We start from the raw sequence: 23,970 nt of genomic DNA on the forward strand, positions 1-23,970 counted from the left end.
TCAATTAAATAAAGGGAGACATCATGATTATGAATGGAAAAAAAAGAGTACTTTTCATACTAGTCCCGTTCGCTTTGTTGATGACGTTTTTTTTTCTCGTACCACTCTTTTACATGTTGATGAGTAGTTTTTCAAATAGTGAAGGGTTTACGTTAGAACATTATCAAGAAGTGTTAACAAGTTCTTATATTTTACAAGGGTTTAAAAACAGTTTAGCTTTGTCAGTCGTTTCAGCATTCGTCGCGTTAGTCGTTTCCTTGTTAGGTGTGTATGCGATGACGTATTTTCCTGAACCGGTCCGTGAACGGTTATTGATTTTGTCCAACTTGACTTCCAACTTCGCGGGTGTACCACTCGCTTTTGCATTTATCGTCTTACTTGGAAATAGCGGTCTCTTTACATTAGCGCTTGATTCGTTCGGCTGGGATTTATCTTTTTCTCTTTATAGTTGGTCAGGGCTGTTGCTCATTTATATTTACTTTCAACTCCCGCTTTCAATCATGCTTTTATATCCGATTTATTACGGTATTCAGCAACAATGGAAAGATGCCGCTGCGTTATTAGGAGCTTCTAAATTTACATTTTGGAAAAAAATCGGACTGCCTATTTTATTTCCTGGTATTGCGGGCACGTTCACTATATTGTTCGCTAATGCGATAGGTGCATATGCATCTGCTTACGCCTTAACAGGGAGTAATTTTAACTTAGCGGCAATTCGTATCGGGGCACTCATTACGGGGGATATTTTTGCTCAACCAGAATTGGCGAGTGCCATTGCTGTTTTACTTGGTGTGATCATGATTATCGGGATGTTACTTAGTGAATGGCTCACCAAGAAAACGAGAAAGGATTTGTCAGAACGATGAAAAAATTTACAATCGTCATCCTCATTCTGATCGGTGTATATTTAGCCCTACCAATTCTAGCGACCGCTTTGTATGCATTTTCAACGGAATGGAATAAAACCATTTTACCGGAAGGATTAACGTTGGAATGGATTAAGACTTTATTTCAAGATGCAAGATTTATAGAAGCGTTCGGACGATCTGTTCTTCTTTCAGGTAGTGCAGTTTTCATTTCTATATTATTTATTGTGCCGGCGATTTTCGTGATCGTATTATACTTTCCATCGTTAGAAAAGTGGTTCCAGGCAAGTGTTGTGATGGTATATGCTTTCCCTGGTGTTATTTTAGCAGTTGGTTTAATTCGGTTTTATTCAGGAACTAGTTTACCGATGATCCTCGCTGTGCTCGGGGTATATGTCATTAGCGTGCTTCCATATATGTACCAAGGAACACGAAATAGCTTACGGAATGTTCAAGGCCGTCAATTAATGGATGCAGCGGAATTACTAGGCGCTTCAAAAATGGAAGCTTTCCGGAAAGTGTTGCTTCCATCAGTTTATCCAGGATTATTTGTTTCAGCGCTATTATCATTCTCTGTTTTATTTGGCGAATTTGTTTTGATAAACCTCGTTGTAGGTTCTCGTTTTGAAACGGTTCAAATTTATTTAATGTCAAAATTAAGTACAAGTGGTCATGTTGCGAGTGCGATTGTGTTCGTATACATCGTGTTGATGGGTATTTTGACGCTAGTAATGGCGACATTAACGAAAAGAGCGAAAGGAATGACACGCGCATGAGTTACGTAGTGTTAAAAGACGTTTATAAACAATATCAAGATACAAAAGTTCTTTCTGGAATTGATATGAACATTAGAGATGGCGAATTTGTCACGTTACTTGGACCAAGTGGTTGTGGGAAAAGTACAATCTTGCGTATATTATCTGGACTAACAGATGCGACTGGCGGTCAAGTGATGATTGATGGGAAAGATATGAAGAAAATTTCGCCGAAAAACCGCAGAGTAGGTATGGTATTTCAATCATACGCATTATTTCCGAATATGACCGTATATGAAAATGTTGCGTTTGGAATAAAGATGCTCAAAAAACCAGAAAATGAAGTGGGAGAGCTAGTAGGGAAAATGTTAAACCTCGTTGGTTTACAAGAGAAGAAAGAGGCGTATCCGCATGAACTTTCCGGTGGTCAGCAGCAACGTGTCGCGCTTGCTCGTTCTCTCGTTGTTCGTCCGAAAGTATTGTTACTTGATGAACCGTTAAGTGCGCTTGATGCACAAATTCGTAAACATCTACAAGTCGAACTTCGAGCGATTCAACGTGAACTGGATATGACGATGATTCTTGTTACACATGACCAAGAAGAAGCGATGTCTGTTTCCGATCGTATTTTCGTCATGAATAATGGAAAGATTGCACAAGAAGGAACACCATCTGAAATCTACACGCATCCTAAAACCGAATTTGTTGCCAATTTTATAGGACGATACAATGTTTTTTCAAAAGAGCAGATAGGAAAATTAATTGGAAAAAATGTAGCGTTATCCGCAGATAAATATGCGATACGTCCAGAATCTATTCATTTACAAGCTCAGGTCTCCTCTTACAAATTAAGCGCAATTGCTGGCGATTCTATTATGAATGGAAATGTGATCCGTACAACTTTTCATGCGGACAATAAGCAATTTACGACTGAACAATTGCATCATCGTGCCTCTGCATTTGAAAAAGGTATGGAATATCAATTATTCGTAGAACCAGAGGATGTAATCGCCTTATCATGAATCAATTAAAGGAAGAACGCCATCGTTTAATTATTCAATGGGTGAATGAGGAGAAACGCGTATCAGTTGCAAAAATGGCAAAGAAGTTTTCTGTTACACCAGAAACGATTCGTCGAGACTTGACCGAGTTAGAAGAACTGGAGCAGATAACTCGAGTGCATGGAGGAGCAGTTCTATATACAACATTAGAAAAAGAACAAGCTTACTTACGGAAGCTTGATATCAATCGTGCAGAAAAAGAACAAATTGCATTCGAAGCGATATCACGTATTGAAGATGGTGATACGATTGGCATCGATGTTGGAACGACAACATTTCATATTGCCGATTTAATTCAAAATGTTCAAAATTTAACTGTTGTGACAAATTCAATTGCAGCAGCAGATCGCTTTAACCAAGCGATTGAAGAGAAGCGTGTGACGGGCAAGGTTATTTTGTTAGGTGGATTTACGAACCCTGCGCAATCCTCTGTCTCGGGTGCAATGACGCTAGAATGGTTAAGTCATATGCATATGGATAAAGCGTTTATATCCTGCGGTGGAATTGTTGGAGATACAATCTATGATTATGATTTAGATGAGTCACTCGTTTCAGCTAAAATGATGGCAAGAAGCAAGAAGAATATTTTACTTGTAGATTCATCAAAAATAGGTATTCCGTCTTTCTTTTCATTTGGTGATGCGAGCCATTTTGATGAAGTCATTAGTAATCAGCCTTGTCCGAAGGAATGGAAAGAATGGTATAAACGTTGGATTATCGCAAAAAGGAGTGGATCAGAATGTTAATCGATTATCATGTACATCTAGAAGAAGGCCCGTATTCGTTTAATTGGCTTGAACGTACGGCAAAAGCCCTTGGACATTTTCAGCCAAACGAAGTGCAAGAATACGGCTCGAAAGAAAAAATTGAGTATCAAGTGAATCAGTTGCAAAAGCGACTGAATGGTGGTTGTTACGGCGAAGAGTGGCTTGATTTATATTTAAAAAAAGCGAAACAAATCGGAATGAAAGAAGTAGGTATTGTCGATCATTTGTATCGTTTTAAAGAAACAAAAAATTATTTTGAAAAGGCGTTAAATCTTGATCCGAGCGATTCAATTGGTGTATTACAATCGTATTGGATAAAAAATGTCATGACAGAAAAAATGGATGAGTTCGTTGAAGCGATTGTAGCAGCAAAAAAACGCTGGGAAAAAGAAGGTGTCTCATTAAAGTTAGGAATTGAAGCGGATTATTTTGTCGGGCAAGAAGAGGAACTAGAAGCACTCTTAGAAGGAAAACCGTGGGACTATGTGATTGGTTCTATTCATTATATGGATGGCTGGGGATTTGATAACCCACAAACCGCATCTCACTTTGAAGAATATGATTTAGAAGAGCTGTACACTCGTTTTTATGAAACAGTTGAAAAAATGATCCGTTCAAACATGTTTGATTTTGTTGCACATTTAGATAATTTAAAAGTATTTAATTTCAAAGTAAACAATGAATCTTTTAATCAAAGATGGTATGAACGCATTGCTGTCGCACTAAAGGAAACGAATACCGCTACAGAGGTGAATGCGGGTTTATACTATCGCTATCCGGCCAAAGATATGTGCCCATCCATTGATTTTCTAACGACAATTGTTAACGAAGGTATTCCGATTACCCTTTCTTCAGATTCACACTATCCAGATGATCTTGGAAAATATGTTGCAGAGAACAAGAAAATGTTGCAGCAATTAGGTGCCTCACATCTAGCAACCTTCCATCAAAGAGAAAGAAACTTAGTGCAGATCCGGTAAAATGGGTCTTTTTTTGCCGCCCCCTGGAGCGAGATGCACGAATTTTGCACACGCCGAATGGGTGAAGATCCAGCGACTTCAGCTACAAATTGCAACAAAAACTATCGAATGTCAGCCCATTAGGACTGCTTAGTGTATCTGCGAACTTTTCCGAAGGCAGGTTGGAGGAAAAAGGGGAGCTTGATCATTATATAGGCGTAGCCTCAACGAGGGAGTGCCCAGATAACTTAACACTGCTTGAAGTTGATGCATATATATGGGCGGTATTCGAAGCAGTCGGACCTTTTCCTGAAACACTGCAAAATGTATGGGGACGTATTTATTCCGAATGGTTTCAATCCTCTAACTATGAACAAATAGAAGGTCCAGAAATCCTTTGGAACGAAAAAAAAGATGTAACCTCACCAACATTTAGAAGTGAAATATGGATTCCTGTTTTGAAAAAGTAAGCATAGGCGAAAGATTTATGCGAAGAGCTGTTTCGACAGCTCTTATTTTTTTACTCAACTACCAGTTACTTTACTTCAATAATGGCTAAGGTAATCTTTTTTATTATGGAACTATCGGGGCAGGTTAGCATTCCTGTAGATAGCTATTTTTTGATTTTGAAAAAAATAGAGCTCCTCAGTAAGATATGAGTGTAGATACCATTCTAACTCAAAACCTTAAGGAGGAAGCCCTAATATGAAGTTTAAAATGCAAGACAAACAAAATCACCTAATACTTAATGAGCAAGGCAAGTATTAGTCCTGTGAGGAAGAAACAATATCACTCTCATCTCATCCATTTAAAGAAAAGGTTTCCTTTACGATAATACCTTTATTGAATTTTTTCATACGAGATTAACGAAGGAAGTAAAGCCTTAAAAGAAAGTAAATGGTAATTGAACATCTGGCAATCTGGCATTTTCATGTTTAAGACTTCTGACTGAGACAAAATGAAAGTCACTAAATTTGGAAGCAGGAAGGAATGATCTGACGTGAAGGTAAACAGAAAACTACACCAAAAAAATCCAGAGTGACACACTACTCTGGATTTTAATATTAAGATACTTGTTCTAGATTTTTATTATTGGCAGGAGGGTGGAATTGACCTTCCCATTTAGAAATAACGATTGCTGCAAGTGCATTACCTACAACATTCACTGCCGTACGACCCATATCAAGAATACGGTCAATACCAGCAATAAATGCTAAGCCTTCAATTGGAATACCGACGGTGCCTAGTGTTGCCAAAAGGACGACGAAGGAGACACCTGGTACACCTGCAATTCCTTTAGATGTAATCATCAACACTAGCATTAAGGTAATTTGCTGCATGATGCTCAAATCAATTCCATACATTTGAGCAATGAAAATGGCTGCTAATGCTTGATATAACGTAGAACCATCAAGGTTGAAAGAGTAGCCTGTCGGAATTACGAATGATGCAATATGTTTTGGACATCCGGCCTTCTCCATTTTTTCCATGATTTTTGGGAGGACGGATTCCGAACTAGCTGTTGAAAATGCTAAAATTAACTCTTCTTTTAGAAGCTTAATCAATTTAAAAATACCAAACCCTACTACTTTAGCAATAATTCCAAGAACGACAAGTACAAAGAAAAGCATTGTTCCATATACTGAAAGCGCTAACTTACCTAAAGGAATTAATGACGCCAAACCGAATTTAGAGATTGTTACCCCTATTAGTGCAAATACACCGACTGGAGCGAATTTCATAATCAAGTTGGTTAAGTAGAACATCCCTTCTGCCGTACCTTGGAAGAATCGAAATACCGGTTTACCTTTTTCTCCAATTGCGGCAATACTAACGCCAAATAATACAGAGAAGAAAATAATGGCTAGCATATCGCCTTCTACCATCGCTTTAATCGGATTCGATGGTACGATGTGAACAATTGTATCTACAAAAGATTCATGCTGCTTAGTTTCTGCTGTATCTACATAACTGGATATATCTGTTTGTTCAAGCTGGTTCATGTTTATACCAGCGCCCGGCTGAAGTAAATTAGCGGAAACCAGACCAACAAGAATTGCTATTTGCGTTACTACCACAAAGTATAAAAGTGATTTGGCACCAATTTTACCTACTGATTTCAAATCGCCTACCCCTGCAACGGCAACAATCAGACTTGAAACAATGATTGGTACAACAATCATTTTAATCATGCGTAAGAACATATCTCCCAATGGTTGTAAATAGCCTTGGGCAGTCTCATTACCATAAAAAATGGCACCAACAATAATCCCTAGAATTAATCCAATGAATATTTGGCTAGCTAAACTTAATTTAATTTTCTTCATTTACTTTCCTCACATTCCATAAGTTCTTTGATGTAAAAACATTTTGTCTCGTAAGGGATACAAGTTATTAAATAGAAAGAAAGTGAATTTTATTTTTTGAAAATTCTGTCTTTATACCGAAAGAAAAGACACTTCATTTGTCGATTCCTATTGGCGTGACTATTCATACATGTTCCCTTTAGACTCTGACGAGGTTAGCTGTCGGGTTAGGAATTGGAAACACAAATACCCTATCATCTCTGAATTCACCCCTAGCGGAAAATATCAGCAAAATGGTTTCCCCGTTCTATTAATAAGATTAAGAGAACCAACTTATAATAAAAATATTAATCTGTAAATATTTATTATAGGATTTAGGGGCACGCCATCTTTCTCTACGATTATAAAAATTCATCCTCTTTTTTAGAGTGGGCTCATTGAAAATACGATGATTCAAATGATATTAATACATGAGACATTTAAAATCTTTTTAAAATCGCAAGTTTGATATAAAGTTTGGTAATCTTTGAGATATGTGTGTGGTGTAAATCCCCATTTACGCTTCCTCTTTTACCAATTTCATCCTCCTTTTTTAATCTATGTAGTTCTATTCAGTGATTATAAAATACTTCCTTTCTTCCTTATTTTTAAGGGATGAATCAATAATGTAACATTAAAATGAAGCGCTTACAATAATTATTTAAAGAAAATTCGGGAATATAAGACTTTTTTCGACATTTTTCGATAATTTCCATACTGAGCACACACCACCATTATTGTTCTCAATATAAACACTTAATTATTTTTATATATCGGATAGTTCCTACATTTTTCAAGGTAAACTTGATTGATTTTCAGCCATAACAGTTCCCTTTTTTCATTTTTTTCTTCTATCGTGTAATTTAGACTTACAGTGTGTTAAAGTTTATTCCTTGGAAAATACCCGATGATTTTGTGATAGTGGTAGAAAATGGCATACCAATTGGTCAATTGAAGCTTACAATACGACAGTCAGAGGCAATGAGATTGGTTATGTAAATCTATTATCTAAATCTATTATCTAATTCCTGAAAAACGTCGAGCTGATTTAGGGAGGAATTTACATGAGTATGCTCTAAAGTTTTTTCAAAACAAGGGAGTAACTGAGTATCATCTTCGACACTTAAACATTACCCAAAGTCGCTTTCAGCCTAATAGAATTACGTTTGAGGCTAAATTAAAAAAGGTCCATTTTGTTGGTTCAAAAAGAGTGGTATAGTGTGTATCAGGCTCTCAGGAGATTGTTGTTAACCTATCTGATGAGGAGCAAATGGATTATCTAGGTGAGAGTATTTGCTTGAGTGCTAGAAAAGACTTGGTAAAAATACTTTAATATGTCGGTAAGCTCTGTTAAGAGGAACCTTTACAGAGCTTTTTTCTATTCAAGTATCGGGACAGCAGCGTAAACTTTCATTTATGAGAGAAAGCAGAGGATAACCACGAAAAAAAGAATAGTTTTTTACCATTATCCTTTTTTTGGCTTATTACTCTGTTTCAAATACTAAATAGGTCTTTTGATTATTTACGTATGTGATCTCATTTTCCAAACCTATTTGACAAACATATTAGAGTATGGCTTCCCTAAAATATAAACTGGAAGGATTAAAGTCTTTTAGTATACTTATTTATTTTTCGGAAATGGCATACTCAGATCGTTATAATCCGATTGATTACGCTAGTGAGGGTATAAAATATCTCCATCGATTTCTTTTTAATGAACACTTTATTTCGCAGTCTTTTTTGAAACATTTTCACTTCGTAAATATGTATTGAATATAATGCGTGGTATTATATGGTAAAGGATTCTAGGTAAAGGAGACTTATGATGAAGACTGGACAATTCTCCAATAATAAACTATTAGATATGGTATTTGAAAGTACATATTATGGAATTGTAATTGTCGATAGTAATGGGAAAATTCAATATATTAGCAATAAATATTGTGAATTTTTAAATGTTGAACGCGACTCAGTGATTGGTGAACATGTGACGAATATAATTGAAAATACAAGGCTACACCTAGTAGTGCAAATAGGTAAATCGGAAATCGCTGATATACATTTTCTTCGTGGTGATTTTGTTATCGCTAATCGCATTCCTATCATCGAAAATGAGGAAATAATTGGTGCGATTGGGACAATAATGTTTCGTGATCTTGATGACTGGAATAAAATGAATAGCCACATTAAGGAGATACTGACAAAACATAATTTTTACAGAAATGAAAGTGATGTTACAAATGGAGTAAAGTATTCCTTACACAATTTAATTGGCAATTCACAAAAAATACAACAGTTAAAAGAACGTGTGAAAAGGGTGGCTAGAGGTGATATCTCTGTACTAATTAGAGGAGAAAGCGGTACAGGCAAGGAAATAATAGCACATAGCATTCATCAGTTAAGTGGGAGAAGCGACAAACCACTAGTGAAAATAAATTGTAGTTCAATTCCGGAACACTTGTTAGAATCTGAACTTTTCGGGTATGAAGATGGTGCCTTTACAGGGGCAAAAAAGGGAGGTAAACTTGGAAAGTTTCAATTTGCTGATGGTGGAACTGTTTTCCTTGACGAAATTGGTGATATGCCTCAGCAAATGCAAGTCAAGTTATTAAGGGTCCTTCAGGAGAAAGAATTTGAGCCTGTAGGTTCGCTTTACCCAAAAAAACTTAATGTTCGAGTGATTGCTGCAACAAATCGCCCTTTAGAAAAATTGGTTGAAGAAAAGCTATTTCGTGAAGACCTATTTTATAGAATTAATGCTGTCCAATTATTTGTTCCTCCTTTAAGTGATAGAATCGAAGATATCTCTTTACTTGTAGATTATTTTTTAAAAAAAGTCACAGCCCGAATAGGAAAACGAGTAACCTCTATACACCCTGAGGTGCTTTCATTAATAGAGCAATATAACTGGCCAGGGAATGTCAGAGAACTAGAGAATGTGATTGATGCAGGTGTTCACCTATCAAATGACGAGGTAATGGGAAAAGATGCTTTACCTGATTATCTAAAACGTCATAAGGTGAATAGGAAAGAAGTAAGTTTAAAGGATAGTGTAGAGGAAACAGAAAAGAAGACAATAGAAAGAGCGTTAAGGAGGTTTAAGTTTGATAAAAAACGGGTTGCGGAAGCTCTTGGAATAGGAAATTCTACCCTTTACGATAAAATTAAAAAATATCAAATTTCTGACCAATAAATATAAATCCGGGATTTCAGAATGCATTCCGAAATCCCGGATTTATATTATAATTTCCGTATTAGTGTAGATATAGTTCACATTAAAGGAGAAAAAAGGCTATAGAACAGATTAATTATTATATAAATTATGAAAACTGAAGAATAAAAAATCAACTGATCTAACTTAAGTTGATTTTTTTTATTTATTTTCTGAAAAATCGGAAAATAAACATTTGGATATTCCTCGATAAATAAGAAAAGTAAGTCAGTATAGGGTTTTTCCGTTTTGGAATGAATCTTGCAACCAAAATTAGAAGAAAGGAGGAAAGAAATTGGGCCTTGTTTAGAAAGATTGAGAATTATTTTGAACAGTATTGAATTTTGAATCTGCTTACCTTGAAAAGGAGGAATTTCATTGGATGTTGGTTTTATCACAAGAAAAATGGCAAATGATTTAAATAATATAAATCCTAGAAAAATAGCAATAAAAGAAGAAGTAGGAAGGTCATTGACGTACATCGATCTCCACCATTTATCAAATGCGTATGCAAACAAGCTTTACGAATTTGGCGTTCGAAAAGGGGATCGTGTCGGTATTTTACTTTACAACTGCCTCGAATATTTTAGTCTATATTTTGCCATTGCGAAAATCGGTGCAATTGCAGTTCGACTTAATTTTAGGCTTTCAAGTGCTGAGCTTGAGTATGCATTAAATGATTCACAGACAAGAATATTGTGCTTCCATTCGAACTTAGCCAATCATCTGGAATCAGTTTGTAATCATGTTTCTGTTGAGCGTTATTTTTGTCTACCTCATAGAAATGGCTCAATCCCAGGTTGGTCTGAGTCATGGAGTGTTTTAGAAAGTGGTTCGGTAGATGAGGTCAAAGTCGATAACATTAAATTAAACGATCCGGTCATGCTGATGTACACATCAGGCACAACGGGAAGACCTAAAGGTGCAATTTGGACTCATGATACAACTTTCTGGTTTTCCACGATACAAGCGCTGAAATGGAAATTTACAGGGCGAGAAGTTGCCATGACGACAGGACCACTATACCATGTTGGAGCGATGGAAGATATCGCACTTCCTACTCTTATGATGGGTGGAAGCGTAATAATTACAAAAAGCCAAGAATTCGAGATTGGAAGAATTCTTTCCGTTATTGAACAGGAAAATGTGACCGATTCTTTTTTATTCCCTTTTATGATTTATGAAATGCTAAATCTGCCTGAAATTGAAGAGTATCAGCTAAAATCTTTAAAAACTATTTATACAGGTGGTGACCCGCTAATGCCATGGGCACTAGAACAATTAAAAAAGAGGTTTCCTCAAATTGGAGTTGTTCAAGTTTACGGGTTAACTGAAGGACAACCAATTGCGGCTTCGCTTGAACCACAGGATGCTTTTACAAAAGGCCATACCGTTGGAAAGCCAATGCCACTTACAGAAATTAATATTATCGATGAGGATGGAACGCCTTTGCCTGTTGGTGAAATTGGTGAAATCGCTATTAAAAGTCCAGCGGTTTCTGAGGGTTATTGGAGAAAACCTGATGCCACAATGGAAACATTTGTGAATGGGTGGTGTAAAACAGGAGACATGGGAAAATTCGATCATGATGGGTATCTATCAATTGCAGGCAGAAAAAAAGATATGATTCGGAGCGGTGGTGAAAACATTTACTCTGCGGAAATTGAAGATGTCTTATACCGCCATGATGAAGTGAAGGAAGTTTCTATAATTGGTATTCCTGATCCGAAATACATTGAGGCTGTATGTGCTGTTATTGTTAAAAAAGAAGGAGCCAAACTTACGGAGGAAGATGTTGTTAATTACTGTAAGGAACATCTTGCTAGCTACAAAAAACCTAGAAAGGTCACATTTGTTGATGAAATACCACGTACCCCATCCGGTAAGGTTCAAAAGTTTATTCTTCGAAAACAGTTTAGTGGTATGGAATAAATAAGGAATTTCTCGAAGGTTAAAAAAGGTACTATAAAAAGGTTTTGTGAATACATTATTTCACTTTGTTTTAAACATGCACATAACCATCAAGGATTCTAACATAAATATCTGGGTTTACTCACTGATGCACGTTTTTCAACAATGCCAGAGCATCTGGAACCCACAAGTACACTTTAGGTTGAGGAGGAAAGCCGATGAAGAATAAGGATCAAGTTGTTTCATGGTCAAAACAGAGTAATATTGCAACGATTATTATTGATAATCCACCTGTTAATGTATTAAGCGCAGATGTTATAGAACAATTGAATCTTGTGGTAGATGAAATTGAAAGCGATTACAACGTTAAGGTCATTATCCTTACTGGTGAAGGCGAAAGAGCTTTTGTTGCTGGAGGGGATATTAAAGAATTTCCAGCATGGATTGGAAAAGGAGTGGAAGAAGGAAAGGGGAAATCACTTTGGCTTCAGGAACCACTTAATAAAATTGAACGTTTATCTCGACCAACTATTGCTGCAATCAACGGATTAGCATTAGGTGGAGGATGTGAACTTGCCTTAAGTTGTGATATTCGAATTGCAGAGGAACAAATTAGGATTGGGCTTCCTGAAATTAAATTGGGTTTGTTTCCAGGGGCAGGGGGAACTCAAAGACTTCCTAGACTGATAGGTAAAGCCAAAGCAAAAGAAATGATCTTTACTGGAGAGCCACTGAATGCAGAAGAGGCAAAACAAATAGGGCTTGTTAATCATGTTGTGCCAAAGGGGGAATCTTTAGAAAAAGCAATGGAAATTGCAAAATGTATTTGCAATTATTCTTTACAATCTTTAACTTTTGCAAAGCATTCTATTGATTATGGTTATGAACAAACACTTGAAGATGGACTCGTGATTGAAGCTGAAAATTTTGGTCATGTTTTTCAGACTAAGGACGTTAAGGAAGGTGTTGAAGCCTTTATTAATAAAAGAGAGCCAAATTTCGTTGATCAGTAATCCCTCATGACAAAACCAGAGTCAAGTCAATTTTTGAAAAAGTTCCTCGGGGTCCGTCTAGTTCTATAGTGCGGAATCTTTCGCCATGATTCGCGGAGGGCATATTGATGTTGCATTTTAGGAGGAATGGAAGTGCCCCATAATGGTGATTTGGCTAACTGGGTGATTCCAGGGAGAATGGTGAAAGGAATGGGCGGAGCGAAGGACCTTGTCCATGGTGCACGCAAAACAATTGTGATTATGGAACACGTTAATAAACATGGCGAATCCAAAATTCTGAAAGAGTGCACCCTACGCTCACAGGAAAAAGCGTGGTTGAACATATCATCACGGATCTTGCGGTAAAGGACGTTACAGAAAAGGGCTTGAAACTAATAGAAGTCGCAAAAGGATTCACAGTCGAACAAATCTTTAGATGTACACACAAAACTCAAAGAAATGACGTTTAAAAGAAACAATGGATTTATTCGGGAAAATAATTAGAGTTCTGTAGACAAGAAAAGTGAACTTTAATGCCGAAGAAGTCTTGGGGGAAATGGATTCAAACCAGCAACAAATGATAACATATTATACTTTGAGAAAAAGGGGGAATCAATATGGATGTAATGATTATTATTATTTCACTAGGATTACTTATGTTTCTAGCATATCGAGGATTTTCTGTTATACTTTTTGCACCATTGTGTGCTTTGTTTGCTGTATTTTTAACGGATCCTGGACATGTTTTACCTTTCTTCTCTAATATATTTATGGTTAAGTTGGTTGAATTTGTTAAATTATATTTCCCGGTTTTTCTACTAGGTGCTATTTTTGGGAAATTGGTTGAAATAAGCGGTGTTGCAAAGAGCATAGCTAAAATTATTGTCCGTTTTATCGGGGCTAAACAAGCCATTCTAGCCATTGTGATAATGGGCGCAATCCTGACTTATAGCGGAGTTAGTTTGTTTGTTGCAGTGTTTGCCATTTATCCATTTGCTGCTCAGCTATTTCGCGAAGCTAATATTCCAAAGCGTTTAATTCCTGCGACAATTGCAGTTAGTGCTTTTACCTTTTCCATGGATTCACTTCCAGGGTCTCCACAAATTCAGAATGTCATTCCAACGGGATTCTTTAAAACTGACATCTATGCTGCACCGACACTAGGAATTATTGGGGCAATATTTATCATTTCCTTGAGCCTTTTATACTTAAATCATTGTCGACATAAGGCAGCTAGAAATGGTGAAGGGTATTTTGGAATTGGTGATAAAGCTATTGATAGGGAAGCTGCTGAAGCAGAAATGGCAGCTAGTTCTGCTATATCGGTGGAAACGACTAATAAGTTGGGAATGGATTCTGAAAAAGCCATAAGTAGAAAAGACTGGCTTGCTTTTATTCCGTTGGTGTTAGTTGGAGTGATGAATAAGTTTTTTACTGAGTCTTTTCCTCTTTGGTATGCCAAAGGATTCGATTTTGCTACTATTGGGTTGGAAGATTATGGAAATGTTGATATGTCTAAAGTTATTGGTGTTTGGTCTGTAGAGATGGCTCTTATTCTCGGGATAATAGCAACCGTCTTATTAAACTTTAAAGCTGTCAAATTAAATTTCCAATCAAGTATTAATATAGGGATTAGTGGGGCATTGCTTGCAACCATGAATACGGCAACCGAATATGGTTTTGGGGGTGTGATTGCAGCTTTACCCGGCTTTACTGTGATACAAGATTATCTTACTGGAATGTTTTCGAACCCTTTAATTAATGGGGCGATCATGACAAATGTTTTGTGCGGCATTACTGGTTCAGGATCTGGTGGGATGAGCATTACGTTGAGCTTAATGGCGGATACGTATATACAAACAGCTGCTCATTTTGACATTCCGTTGGAAGTTTTACATCGTGTCATTGCTATGTCTGCAGGTGGATTTGATACTTTGCCACATAACGGAGCTATAATAACTCTTCTAGCAGTTACGGGACTCACTCATCGCCAGGCATATAAAGACATTTTTGTTATTACCATTATAAAGACACTTGCTGTATTCTTTGTAATTGGTATATTCAGCTTGTTTGCTATCGTTTAAATATTTGCCGGTGAGCATAGGAAAATACATTTCGATTTCTAGCTTTAAACGCTATTTACATGGAATAGTACGTCTTCTATATGAAAAACATTTTTTATAGGTGTTGATTTTAAGAACTATCACTAAATTATTTAGTCTATAGTATTAAATATCTGAAATTTCTGCCTACTTTTTTCAAGCCTAAATAAAAGGAGAATGAAATAATGTTTAATAAATATTTCCATCAATATGAAATCGGAGAAACATGGGTGTCGAAAGGACGTACTATAACCGAGGCAGATCTAGTAATGTTTTCTGCATTTAGCGGTGACTGGTTTCCCCTCCATACTGATAAGGAGTATGCAGCAAATACACAGTATAAGCAGCGGATAGCACACGGAATGCTTATACTTTCGGCTGCAACTGGCTTATTTCAATTTGAACCAGGAATCGTCGTTGCATTTTATGGATTGGAGAAGGTTCGATTTACAAACCCTACCTTTATTGGGGACACGATACATGTAGAATTAAAGGTGATTGACCTTTTTGAAAAAGGCTATCAAGGTGTTGTAACAGTCATCCAAGAAATAAAAAAACAAAACGGAGAAACTGTAGCCATAGCCAATATGAAAATTATGGTCAATTCTAATACCCATGTGAAAATATAGTAATCACTTAATTTATAATGCGACAAAATTAAATATTTGAGCAGGTGCAAATCAAACTTGAATTCAGATGGCGTTTGTTCTAAAAAGTATGTCTAGATGACATAGTTTATAGATTTAAGAGACATTGAAATAATTCTTGCTCAAATTAGGGAGCCGTTGAAGTAGCTGTAATTAATACTTAAAACGTGCTTTGGAATACAATCACTATCATTGATTAAATCTATCGAATTAGCTTATGGTTATAAGAGGAAATTCGAAGTAAAAGTATTATCCCCAAACTTAGCACAGAAATTAAACGTGGCGGTAGACAGAAGAAACGAGAATAACATAATAATCAAAATAAGAGCGACTGCATTTAATTAGCAATCGCTCTTTATCTATTCTCTTTGTTACAGCTGTGTAAATAGGCCAAAACCAAAACACTTCTCCTTGTGAAATAATGTAGCTGTCTAAGAAAGTTTCAAAGAAAGCAGGTATGTATATGAAAAAGAAAACAATCGGTGAAATGACCAATAGTAGATTAAGTTGGGGATTCGATGCCTCAACTCGTGTGATTTTGAATAAGAAAGGCAAAGGATCATATAACCGGAGTAAAATAAAGCAAGAACTATCGAAGGGAAAGTAGTTTCTTTTTTATCTTTTTAGTATATTTATGTTATAATGTGGCATATATAAAAAAGACGAGATGCGCTAACATCTCGCCTAGTAACCAATCCAAAGTGGTCGGTTGCTCCTAAATATTACGCTTCTTAGAAGGCCTCCCGTGCTGTTTGGATGTAGAACGGGTGGTTTTCTTTTTGACTTTTTTAGCAGGAAGGAAGCTAAATAAATATACAACTGTCGAATTGGCAACTTCCACTAGTACGTCTATTAGAAGATCCATTGCGGTCACCTCCCTTCTCTCTTAGATAAAAGAGATAGGGGTAAGGCAACCTCCCACCCGGTTAGTTACATAAGGGAATTATGCCATATTTTACATAGTATGAGGCGGTTTTATGGAAAAAGGATGGTATGGATTAGAAATAGGGGATCTGAATAAAGGCAAAATGAAAACAGAAGCTAAGAAACCATTTCTATCGGTTTGCGAATGGTGCAAAAAGAGCAGAACCGTTGACGGCTGCTCTTTTTGAATTGCGACTCAACTTATATTAAATCCGGATAACCCATTCTACAAGAAGGGGACTCTTATTGGAAAGAGAAATAAAGAAAAGCATATCACACTACAAAACATCCATAATTTTAAAAAAATATGGACAAGAAATTCTAGTTTAGCTGAATTGTCAAAAGAAAAACTAATCATTTAGTGTAGCTTTTTTTGCATATTAATCTGCTTATATTTGGACGGGCCTTATTATATGCATGAAAATCCCATTCTCCACCGGCGTTAAGTAATTATTCTATCCCGTTGCAGGAGCAGTTCTGTAAAAACTAACTCAAATCTAGCCGATATATATATTTAAGGTATAATAATAAAGAAAGATATTTTTTAACGGATTAGGTGACGAAAATATGAAGCTAATCATTGCGGAGAAACCAGATCAAGGTTCAACGTTAGCAGGTCAATTTAAAACGAAGAAACAGCAAGGCTATATAGAAATTTTGCCGAATGAACTTTTTCCGGATGGTGCTTATGTAACATGGGCAGTCGGGCATTTATGTCAACTAGTTTCACCGGAAACGTATCATTCAAAATGGAAAAAATGGTCGATTGATACATTGCCGATGATTCCTGAGAAATTCCAATATGAAGTGACTCGACAAAAGGCAAAGCAATTCAATGTTGTGAAAACTTTGCTTAGGAAGTCGGATGTGGATGAAATTATTCATGCTGGCGATGCCGGTCGTGAAGGAGAATTGATTGTACGCAATATCGTCAATCTATGCAGCGTCAAAAAACCGATGAAACGTTTATGGATTTCCTCTTTGACTCCGAAAGCCATTTATGAAGGTTTCCAAAATCTGATTAGCGAAGAAAAAACAAGGCCACTTTATTATGAAGCATATACGAGAGCTTGTGCAGACTGGGTTGTTGGTATGAATGCTTCTAGAGCTTATAGCATTTTATTGAAACAAAGAGGGGTGTCGGATGTATTTTCAGCTGGCAGGGTTCAGACGCCTACCCTCGCTTTGATAGTAAAAAGGGAAATGGAAATTGAACAGTTCAAATCTGAACCGTTTTGGGAAGTATTTGCTGACTTCAAGATGGATGGAAATAAATATCAAGGAAAGTGGCAGCAGAAAAACGATCCGAGGATTAAAACAAAAGAACTTGCTGAAAAAATTGCCGCCTTTTGCAAGGGTAAAGAAGCTGAAATTGCAGAAATGGATACAGAAAGAAAAGAATTTCAGCCACCTTTATTATTTAATCTATCTTCTTTACAGGCAACCGTGAATAAGATTTATAAATATTCACCGAAAATGACGCTGGATATTGTTCAAAGTCTATATCAAAAAGGGATTGTTTCTTACCCGCGTTCTGACTCCAATTATGTTACAGAGGGGGAAGCCGAGACATTTCCCGATATTTTGCAAAAAATAAGCAGGTTTTCAGAGTATGAATCCCTGTTTCCGTTGCCTCAATCAAGCATCATAAATAATAAACGGTTTGTAAATGAAAAAAAAGTGACTGATCACTATGCAATTATCCCAACTGAGCAGGTCACAGATCCAAAGCGCCTTTCCGCTGAAGAACGCAATATCTATGACTTGGTGGTACGCCGCCTGATTGCGGCTCATTATGAGAAGGCGATTTTCGATTATACAACAATTAAAACGCTTGTCGATAAGCGGGCCGAGTTCATTTCGAAAGGCAAGCAGCAAATCCAAGAGGGATGGCGCAAGGTGATTTTCCAAAATGATAAGGATGATGACGATATCATTTTGCCCCCCGTCAAAAAAGGGGATTCTGGACAGGTAGCCAGTGTAAAAGTGAAAGAAGGAAAAACCCAGCCTCCTAAGCGCTATACAGAGGGTCAGTTGATTACATTGATGAAAACTGCCGGAAAACATCTGGATAATGAAGAGCTAGAAAAGGTTTTGATGAAAGCAGAAGGACTTGGAACTGAAGCTACTCGTGCAGGCATTATAACTATGCTGAAAGACCGTAAATATATTGATGTTAAAAAAAATCAGGTATTTGCGACAGATAAAGGGAAAGTACTGATTACTGCCATCGGAGAAAAAATTCTGGCTTCACCTGAAATGACGGCTAAATGGGAACAGCGCTTAAGGGAAATCGGGGAAGGAAAGGCTTCCGCTGGTGAATTTATGGAAGCTGTTAAGAAGATGTCGGCTAAAATTATCAGTGATGCAGTTGAATCATCGGAAAACTGGGATTTCCAAGGACTGGATACTGAATCAATTCAACGGAGCGGGTCTAAAAAAAGAAATACTGCATCTGTAGGCAGCTGCAAGTTATGCGGTTCGAAGATTGTCGATAAAGGTGAATTTTATGGATGTGTGAGTTATCAGAAAACGAAGTGTAACTTCACTATCTCCAAAAAAATCCTGAATAAAAAGATCAGTCAAGCAAATATAAAAAAGTTGTTGGCAAGCGGCGAAACGGATTTAATAAGTGGCTTTAAAAAAGGAGAGAAGACCTTTGACGCAATTTTATCTTGGTCCGATTCTGAAAAGAAGATTAGTTTTACATTTCCAACAGAACAAGCCGTCAAGCAAACTTAATAATAAACTTCTTTAAAAGACGTCCTGAGACGATATCTTCTTGTTTCGGGGTCGTTTATATAGTAAAATTTTTAGATATGCGTTTGAATGGGAGGATTCCGAATGCCTACACCGAGCATGGAGGATTACATAGAACAAATTTATTTACTTATTGAAGAAAAAGGATATGCCAGGGTTTCCGATATTGCAGAAAATCTTTCTGTCCATCCCTCTTCAGTTACAAAAATGGTTCAAAAACTAGATCATGAAAAATATTTAATATATGAAAAGTACCGTGGTCTCGTTTTGACTGCAAATGGGAAAAAAGTGGGTAAAAGGCTCGTATACCGACATGAACTATTAGAACAGATGCTAAGATTGATTGGGGTCAAAGAAGAAAATATCTATCAGGATGTTGAAGGTATTGAACATCACCTTAGTTGGAATGCTATCGATCGAATTGGAGATCTTGTCGAATTCTTTGAGGAATCTCCTAGTCGTGTCGAGGATTTAAGAAATATACAAAAAAGAAACGAAGAGAACTCAAAATAAGCTGCCACTGGCAGTTTTTTTTTGTTGACTTTTATAAATTAAATTACTTATAAAACAGTCAGCTATTATTGTACGGAATAAACAATCTAACTATTAATTAAACAAATGATGTTCAATAAGTGGATAATAGGAAAAGGTAAAAAAGGGATTTTTAGAGTCAGAGCAGAATAGCTATAAATAAGCCTCAGCAGTCACGGTTAGATATGGGTTTTTAAATACTAGGTAATGTAATAAAAAAGTTAAGAAACGAGGTTAGTATATCCTTGTTATTTCTTTAACAATTCTATGTGTTCATATGAAACAAAGATTTAAATGGAATGGGGGAATGCCGGATGGATTTACATACTTGGCATAAAGAATCGGAAAAGAAATGGGATGACTTTGCTTCTAAGTGGGTGGAGAATTCGCAAGAAATGTGGGAAACAGGAAGTCGAAAAAATATAATCCCGTTTTTTTCTCAATATGTGCCTACGGGAAGTAAGGTAGCTGATATAGGCTGTGGAGATGGAGTTGGTTCTCTTAAACTTGCTGAAGCGGGTTATGAAGTAACTGGAATTGATCTTTCTAACGTCATGATTGAATTTGCAATGGAAAAGACCGTACATCAGCCTAAACTTTCATTTATTCAAGGTGATTTTTATAGTCTTCCATTTAAGGACGAAGAAATGGATGCGGCATTGGTAATTAATTCCCTTGAATACACAGGTGAACCATTAACTGTGGTGAAGGAAATTCACCGTATAATAAAGCCTGGCGGCTATGCCTGTTTTGGAATACTTGGTCCGACTGCGGAACCACGTAAAAAGTTTAGTTTCCAACGTTTATTAGGCGACAAAGTGATCATGAACACGATGCAGCCGTGGGAGTTTGAGAAAATAGCAGTGGAAAGCGGATGGAAAGCAGTCGCTGATACCGGCGTCGCCAAGAGAGGGGTAGACTTTACAAAACTAGATCACTTTTCAAAGGATTTAAAGCAAGCCGTATCTTTTATGTGGTTGTTTCTCCTTCAAAAAGAGGGTAATCAGTGATGGAAAAATATCAAATCAATCAATTCGTAGAAAAAACGAAACAGCAGGATAAGGGGCAAGGTTTGTTTGAACTTGAAACGGAAAGAATTTTGGAAATTAATCTTGAACAACAAATCTGGGCGAAAATGGGAACAATGATTTCTTATCGGGGCAATATTAAATTCGAACGAGAAGGAATATTAGAACACGGATTTGGCAAACTCTTTAAAAAGGCCTTTACAGGTGAGGGTGCATCTTTGATGAAAGCGACTGGAAGTGGAAAGTTGTATGTGGCAGATCAAGGGAAGAAGATTTCCATCTTACATTTGAATGGGGAATCAATTAGTGTAAACGGTAACGATTTACTTGCCTTTGAGCCGAGCATACAATGGGATATTAAAATGATGCGGCGTATTGCCGGTTTGCTAGCGGGGGGATTGTTCAATGTTAGACTTGAAGGGAAAGGGATGGTGGCATTCACTTCTCATTATGAACCTCTCACATTAATGGTAGAAAGGGGGAACCCAGTCTATACGGATCCAAATGCAACCGTCGCTTGGTCTGGAGACCTACAACCTGAGTTTGTAACCGATGTGTCATTAAAGTCTTTTTTTGGAAGAGGAAGTGGGGAATCGGTTCAGATGAAATTTGAAGGACAGGGATTTGTAGTAGTCCAACCTTTTGAAGAGGTGTATTTTGGTAATAAAGAGTCTTGATAAAAAAACACCATAAAGCAAATACAAGAAATTTTTTAAACTAGAATTCCAGAAAAACTTCAAAATGAAAAACCTGAGTCAAGGACTCAGGTTTTTTCATCCATACTAGATTCAGCAGGTTTCCCCGAAAAAAAGTACTTCACTTAATGAGAGAGTTTCTTTTTTTCTTTCCCTTTCAATCCCACTCATAAGGGGTCAATTGGTAGACATAATAATTCAGCCAGTTGGAGAACATGAGGCTACAGTGACTTTTCCATCGGTGAAGCGGTACTTTAGTTGGGTCGTTGTCAGGATAGTAGTTTTCAGGAAGTTGTGTATCAATTCCACGTTCCCTATCACGTTTATACTCTTCACCAAGTGTTTCGGCATCATACTCGAAATGACCTGTAACCATTATTCTTCTTCCATCAACAGAGGCGGCAATCAATACTCCGGCCTGATCGGACTGAGCTAAAATCTTCAATTCTGGATGATTAACTAATTTTTGATAGTCAATGTCAGTATGGCGCGAATGAGGTGCCATAAAATTGTCATCGAAGCCACGGACTAGATTTTCATTTGGTTCGAGTACCTCATGCTTATAAATGCCAAAGCATTTCTCAGGTAGTTCGTATTTGCCTATTCCATAATGATGGTAAAGCGCGGCTTGAGCTCCCCAACAGATATGTAGTGTAGATGTGACGTTTTCGGCTGACCAGTTCATAATATCTTGAAGTTCTTTCCAATAATTAACATCTGCGAATTCCAATTTTTCAACTGGAGCTCCTGTGATAATCAAGCCATCATATTTTTTAGAACGGATTTCATCAAATGATTTATAAAATTGATCTAAATGAAATTTACTTGTGTTTTTCGATTCATGTGTGCTTAAGCGTAGAAATGATATGTTTACCTGAATAGGAGTATTGCCAAGAAAGCGTAGCAGTTGGGCCTCTGTTTTTACTTTCTCAGGCATAAGGTTTAAAATCAATATATTTAATGGGCGAATTTCTTGCCTGGTTGCCCTTTCCTCATCCATTACAAAGATATTTTCCTGTTCTAAAATTTCCTTAGCTGGCAGTTTTTCAGGTATTCTGATTGGCATAATTAGCCTCCTTCTTCAAAAATCATAATATTTTAATTATATAGAAAATTTCCAAATAGAAAAGCTATTTTAATAATTTCTTGTAAATCCTCTAACGAATTCTCGAGAATGGTAAAATGGGGAGGAGATATATACATAGTTCTTTTTGAAAAACTTAAGAGGTTGGAGAGGTGTATGGAGATTGTTTGATCCCACAGCATTTGAGAATATGAAAGTAGTGTTAGAAGGGGCAGTTTATGATCGTGACTTTGTTGGAGATATATTGGTCATAGCCCGTGATGAGATCGTTAATCTCTCAACAATGTCAAGAACATATAAGATTGAGATGGAATTGAAGGAACCTCTCGTACCTAGTTCTGTTGTTGGTGGAATTGAGTTACATGCTTCACTCGAGAACTTAAGTTCGGAGTTGCTCGAATTCAATAATAATGAAACATATGCAGGATGTACGGTTGATATATTCATTTCATTTCATGAAAAACTTGGGGCAGGAGAAGTTGAAGATATCTTAATCGGGCTGGAGAAAATTTGGGGGAAGCAAAGAATCATTACTGTGACGACCACCGAAACGATCAGTAAAATAGATCGGCCAGTAAATTCTTCTACGTTTAAAGTTTCATTTGGTAGGCTTGTAAAAGAAGAGCAAATGGAAGATTTGGAAGATATGGTAGAGTATTTGATCCAATCTCTAAAAGTAGCCAAGGGGATAGAGAAAAATTAAAAAGAAAGAATATTAAAGTTGGAAAAGTGATCTTTAAATACGGTAAAATGACAGCATCATACTTTAGGGAGAGATCATACATGTCCATTTATGAATTTGAAGTGAAAAAAATCAATGGCGAGACCGTTTCGCTTGAGGAATACAAAGGGAAAGTAATGATTATTGTAAATACCGCAAGTAAATGCGGTTTTTCGCCACAGTATGATGATTTGCAAAGCTTATATGTACAATATAAAGAAGATGGTTTAGTCATCCTTGGTTTTCCATGTAATCAATTTCTTAACCAGGAGCCTGGTGATGACCTGGAAATCGATTCTTACTGTAAATTGAATCATGGCGTAACTTTCCCGATGTTTGCAAAAGTGAATGTTAATGGGAAGGATGCACATCCATTATTCAGTTATATTACCGAAAATGCGCCTGGAGTGATGGGTTCAAAATCGATAAAATGGAATTTCACCAAATTCCTGATTGACCGCGAAGGAAATATTGTCAGTCGATATGCGCCTCGAACAAAACCATTGGAAATAGAAGACGATTTAAAAGAATTATTATAAAAAATGAAAAATGAGTTCATCAGAAGAAGTTTTCCTGGTGAGCTCTTTTTCTGTAACGTTAATATGGTTTTT

The 23,970-nt window shown here is 36.7% G+C and carries 20 protein-coding genes, 2 pseudogenes and 1 riboswitch; of the genes and pseudogenes, 19 read left to right on the forward strand and 3 right to left on the reverse strand.

The features are described from left to right. Positions 1-29 precede the first annotated feature (29 nt). The 6 genes and pseudogenes from JFU24_RS26960 to JFU24_RS26985 form a co-directional block, all read left to right on the forward strand. Positions 30-866: an ABC transporter permease gene (locus JFU24_RS26960; protein ID WP_201250739.1), complete on the forward strand. Its 837-nt coding sequence runs from the start codon at positions 30-32 to the stop codon at positions 864-866. Beyond that, positions 863-1,642 (forward strand): ABC transporter permease, encoded by a 780-nt coding sequence (locus tag JFU24_RS26965; RefSeq protein WP_201223930.1) that lies wholly within the window; start codon positions 863-865, stop codon positions 1,640-1,642. Before JFU24_RS26960 ends, JFU24_RS26965 begins: the two co-directional genes overlap by 4 nt. Next, complete coding sequence (locus JFU24_RS26970) at positions 1,639-2,643, forward strand: ABC transporter ATP-binding protein (protein WP_201223931.1); 1,005 nt, start codon at positions 1,639-1,641, stop codon at positions 2,641-2,643. The genes JFU24_RS26965 and JFU24_RS26970 overlap by 4 nt, the downstream gene beginning before the upstream one ends. Next, positions 2,640-3,428 (forward strand): DeoR/GlpR family DNA-binding transcription regulator, encoded by a 789-nt coding sequence (locus JFU24_RS26975; RefSeq protein ID WP_201185471.1) that lies wholly within the window; start codon positions 2,640-2,642, stop codon positions 3,426-3,428. The genes JFU24_RS26970 and JFU24_RS26975 overlap by 4 nt, the downstream gene beginning before the upstream one ends. Next, the gene (locus JFU24_RS26980; RefSeq protein ID WP_201250740.1) at positions 3,422-4,429 is read left to right on the forward strand and encodes a histidinol phosphate phosphatase domain-containing protein; all 1,008 of its coding nucleotides are present in this window, start codon (positions 3,422-3,424) and stop codon (positions 4,427-4,429) included. The genes JFU24_RS26975 and JFU24_RS26980 overlap by 7 nt, the downstream gene beginning before the upstream one ends. 95 nt (positions 4,430-4,524) lie before the next feature. Next, positions 4,525-4,878: pseudogene (locus JFU24_RS26985) on the forward strand (GyrI-like domain-containing protein); the annotation flags it as partial. Between the two features lie 594 nt (positions 4,879-5,472). Here JFU24_RS26985 and JFU24_RS26990 read toward each other — a convergent pair. Then, positions 5,473-6,735, reverse strand: a complete 1,263-nt coding sequence (locus JFU24_RS26990) for a cation:dicarboxylate symporter family transporter (protein ID WP_201185466.1) — start codon at positions 6,733-6,735, stop codon at positions 5,473-5,475. 167 nt (positions 6,736-6,902) lie between these two features. After that, a riboswitch (cyclic di-AMP (ydaO/yuaA leader) is annotated at positions 6,903-7,050 on the reverse strand. A 1,528-nt stretch (positions 7,051-8,578) separates the two neighbouring features. Here JFU24_RS26990 and JFU24_RS26995 point away from each other — a divergent pair. The 6 genes and pseudogenes from JFU24_RS26995 to JFU24_RS27020 all read left to right on the forward strand — a co-directional run bounded on the left by JFU24_RS26995 (position 8,579) and on the right by JFU24_RS27020 (position 15,598). Then, positions 8,579-9,946, forward strand: coding sequence for a sigma-54 interaction domain-containing protein (locus JFU24_RS26995; RefSeq protein WP_201250741.1), 1,368 nt, complete (start codon positions 8,579-8,581; stop codon positions 9,944-9,946). A gap of 396 nt (positions 9,947-10,342) precedes the next feature. Beyond that, positions 10,343-11,896, forward strand: coding sequence for an acyl-CoA synthetase (locus JFU24_RS27000; protein WP_201250742.1), 1,554 nt, complete (start codon positions 10,343-10,345; stop codon positions 11,894-11,896). A 197-nt stretch (positions 11,897-12,093) separates the two neighbouring features. Then, positions 12,094-12,888 carry an enoyl-CoA hydratase/isomerase family protein gene (locus JFU24_RS27005; RefSeq protein WP_201223937.1) on the forward strand — a complete coding sequence of 265 codons (795 nt, stop codon included), beginning with the start codon at positions 12,094-12,096 and terminating at the stop codon, positions 12,886-12,888. A gap of 61 nt (positions 12,889-12,949) precedes the next feature. Continuing rightward, positions 12,950-13,337: pseudogene (locus JFU24_RS27010) on the forward strand (CoA-transferase); the annotation flags it as partial. Positions 13,338-13,484: 147 nt separating this feature from the next. Next, entirely contained in the window at positions 13,485-14,951 is a 1,467-nt protein-coding gene (locus tag JFU24_RS27015) for a GntP family permease (RefSeq protein WP_201250743.1), read from the forward strand. A gap of 200 nt (positions 14,952-15,151) precedes the next feature. Continuing rightward, positions 15,152-15,598: a MaoC/PaaZ C-terminal domain-containing protein gene (locus tag JFU24_RS27020; protein ID WP_201250977.1), complete on the forward strand. Its 447-nt coding sequence runs from the start codon at positions 15,152-15,154 to the stop codon at positions 15,596-15,598. 733 nt (positions 15,599-16,331) lie between these two features. Here the strand turns inward: JFU24_RS27020 and JFU24_RS27025 are convergent. Beyond that, positions 16,332-16,481 (reverse strand): hypothetical protein, encoded by a 150-nt coding sequence (locus JFU24_RS27025; protein ID WP_201223939.1) that lies wholly within the window; start codon positions 16,479-16,481, stop codon positions 16,332-16,334. Between the two features lie 112 nt (positions 16,482-16,593). Between JFU24_RS27025 and JFU24_RS30885 the strand changes: the two genes are divergently transcribed. From JFU24_RS30885 to JFU24_RS27045, 5 genes are all read left to right on the forward strand, one after another. Next, on the forward strand, positions 16,594-16,728 hold the full coding sequence (locus tag JFU24_RS30885; protein ID WP_274608151.1) for a hypothetical protein: 135 nt from the start codon (positions 16,594-16,596) through the stop codon (positions 16,726-16,728). Positions 16,729-17,107: 379 nt separating this feature from the next. Continuing rightward, the gene (locus tag JFU24_RS27030; RefSeq protein ID WP_201250744.1) at positions 17,108-19,282 is read left to right on the forward strand and encodes a DNA topoisomerase III; all 2,175 of its coding nucleotides are present in this window, start codon (positions 17,108-17,110) and stop codon (positions 19,280-19,282) included. Positions 19,283-19,384: 102 nt separating this feature from the next. Next, a complete protein-coding gene (gene mntR, locus JFU24_RS27035) occupies positions 19,385-19,813 on the forward strand; it encodes a transcriptional regulator MntR (protein ID WP_053346643.1) in 429 nt (142 codons plus the stop codon). Positions 19,814-20,145: 332 nt separating this feature from the next. Further along, positions 20,146-20,841: a class I SAM-dependent methyltransferase gene (locus JFU24_RS27040; RefSeq protein WP_201250745.1), complete on the forward strand. Its 696-nt coding sequence runs from the start codon at positions 20,146-20,148 to the stop codon at positions 20,839-20,841. Then, positions 20,841-21,536: an AIM24 family protein gene (locus JFU24_RS27045; protein WP_056520866.1), complete on the forward strand. Its 696-nt coding sequence runs from the start codon at positions 20,841-20,843 to the stop codon at positions 21,534-21,536. The genes JFU24_RS27040 and JFU24_RS27045 overlap by 1 nt, the downstream gene beginning before the upstream one ends. Before the next feature lie 175 nt (positions 21,537-21,711). Here JFU24_RS27045 and metA read toward each other — a convergent pair whose 3' ends face one another. Next, on the reverse strand, positions 21,712-22,620 hold the full coding sequence (gene metA, locus JFU24_RS27050; protein WP_201185454.1) for a homoserine O-acetyltransferase MetA: 909 nt from the start codon (positions 22,618-22,620) through the stop codon (positions 21,712-21,714). A 181-nt stretch (positions 22,621-22,801) separates the two neighbouring features. Here metA and JFU24_RS27055 point away from each other — a divergent pair, with 181 nt between their 5' ends. After that, positions 22,802-23,341 (forward strand): hypothetical protein, encoded by a 540-nt coding sequence (locus JFU24_RS27055; RefSeq protein WP_201250746.1) that lies wholly within the window; start codon positions 22,802-22,804, stop codon positions 23,339-23,341. Positions 23,342-23,421: 80 nt separating this feature from the next. Next, positions 23,422-23,898 carry a glutathione peroxidase gene (locus JFU24_RS27060; protein WP_053346638.1) on the forward strand — a complete coding sequence of 159 codons (477 nt, stop codon included), beginning with the start codon at positions 23,422-23,424 and terminating at the stop codon, positions 23,896-23,898. Positions 23,899-23,970: the final 72 nt, after the last annotated feature.

It is taken from the genome of Peribacillus sp. TH27 (assembly GCF_016650915.1).
Taxonomy (GTDB): domain Bacteria; phylum Bacillota; class Bacilli; order Bacillales; family DSM-1321; genus Peribacillus; species Peribacillus butanolivorans.

What these genes read in the sequence shown, in the direction of transcription:
- JFU24_RS26960 (WP_201250739.1), top strand. Translation starts at nt 30, where the DNA reads ATGAATGGAAAAAAAAGAGTACTTTTCATACTAGTCCCGTTCGCTTTG.
- JFU24_RS26965 (WP_201223930.1), top strand. Translation starts at nt 863, where the DNA reads ATGAAAAAATTTACAATCGTCATCCTCATTCTGATCGGTGTATATTTA.
- JFU24_RS26970 (WP_201223931.1), top strand. Translation starts at nt 1,639, where the DNA reads ATGAGTTACGTAGTGTTAAAAGACGTTTATAAACAATATCAAGATACA.
- JFU24_RS26975 (WP_201185471.1), top strand. Translation starts at nt 2,640, where the DNA reads ATGAATCAATTAAAGGAAGAACGCCATCGTTTAATTATTCAATGGGTG.
- JFU24_RS26980 (WP_201250740.1), top strand. Translation starts at nt 3,422, where the DNA reads ATGTTAATCGATTATCATGTACATCTAGAAGAAGGCCCGTATTCGTTT.
- JFU24_RS26990 (WP_201185466.1), bottom strand. Translation starts at nt 6,735, where the DNA reads ATGAAGAAAATTAAATTAAGTTTAGCTAGCCAAATATTCATTGGATTA.
- JFU24_RS26995 (WP_201250741.1), top strand. Translation starts at nt 8,579, where the DNA reads ATGAAGACTGGACAATTCTCCAATAATAAACTATTAGATATGGTATTT.
- JFU24_RS27005 (WP_201223937.1), top strand. Translation starts at nt 12,094, where the DNA reads ATGAAGAATAAGGATCAAGTTGTTTCATGGTCAAAACAGAGTAATATT.
- JFU24_RS27015 (WP_201250743.1), top strand. Translation starts at nt 13,485, where the DNA reads ATGGATGTAATGATTATTATTATTTCACTAGGATTACTTATGTTTCTA.
- JFU24_RS27025 (WP_201223939.1), bottom strand. Translation starts at nt 16,481, where the DNA reads ATGGATCTTCTAATAGACGTACTAGTGGAAGTTGCCAATTCGACAGTT.
- JFU24_RS30885 (WP_274608151.1), top strand. Translation starts at nt 16,594, where the DNA reads ATGGAAAAAGGATGGTATGGATTAGAAATAGGGGATCTGAATAAAGGC.
- JFU24_RS27030 (WP_201250744.1), top strand. Translation starts at nt 17,108, where the DNA reads ATGAAGCTAATCATTGCGGAGAAACCAGATCAAGGTTCAACGTTAGCA.
- mntR (WP_053346643.1), top strand. Translation starts at nt 19,385, where the DNA reads ATGCCTACACCGAGCATGGAGGATTACATAGAACAAATTTATTTACTT.
- JFU24_RS27040 (WP_201250745.1), top strand. Translation starts at nt 20,146, where the DNA reads ATGGATTTACATACTTGGCATAAAGAATCGGAAAAGAAATGGGATGAC.
- JFU24_RS27045 (WP_056520866.1), top strand. Translation starts at nt 20,841, where the DNA reads ATGGAAAAATATCAAATCAATCAATTCGTAGAAAAAACGAAACAGCAG.
- metA (WP_201185454.1), bottom strand. Translation starts at nt 22,620, where the DNA reads ATGCCAATCAGAATACCTGAAAAACTGCCAGCTAAGGAAATTTTAGAA.
- JFU24_RS27060 (WP_053346638.1), top strand. Translation starts at nt 23,422, where the DNA reads ATGTCCATTTATGAATTTGAAGTGAAAAAAATCAATGGCGAGACCGTT.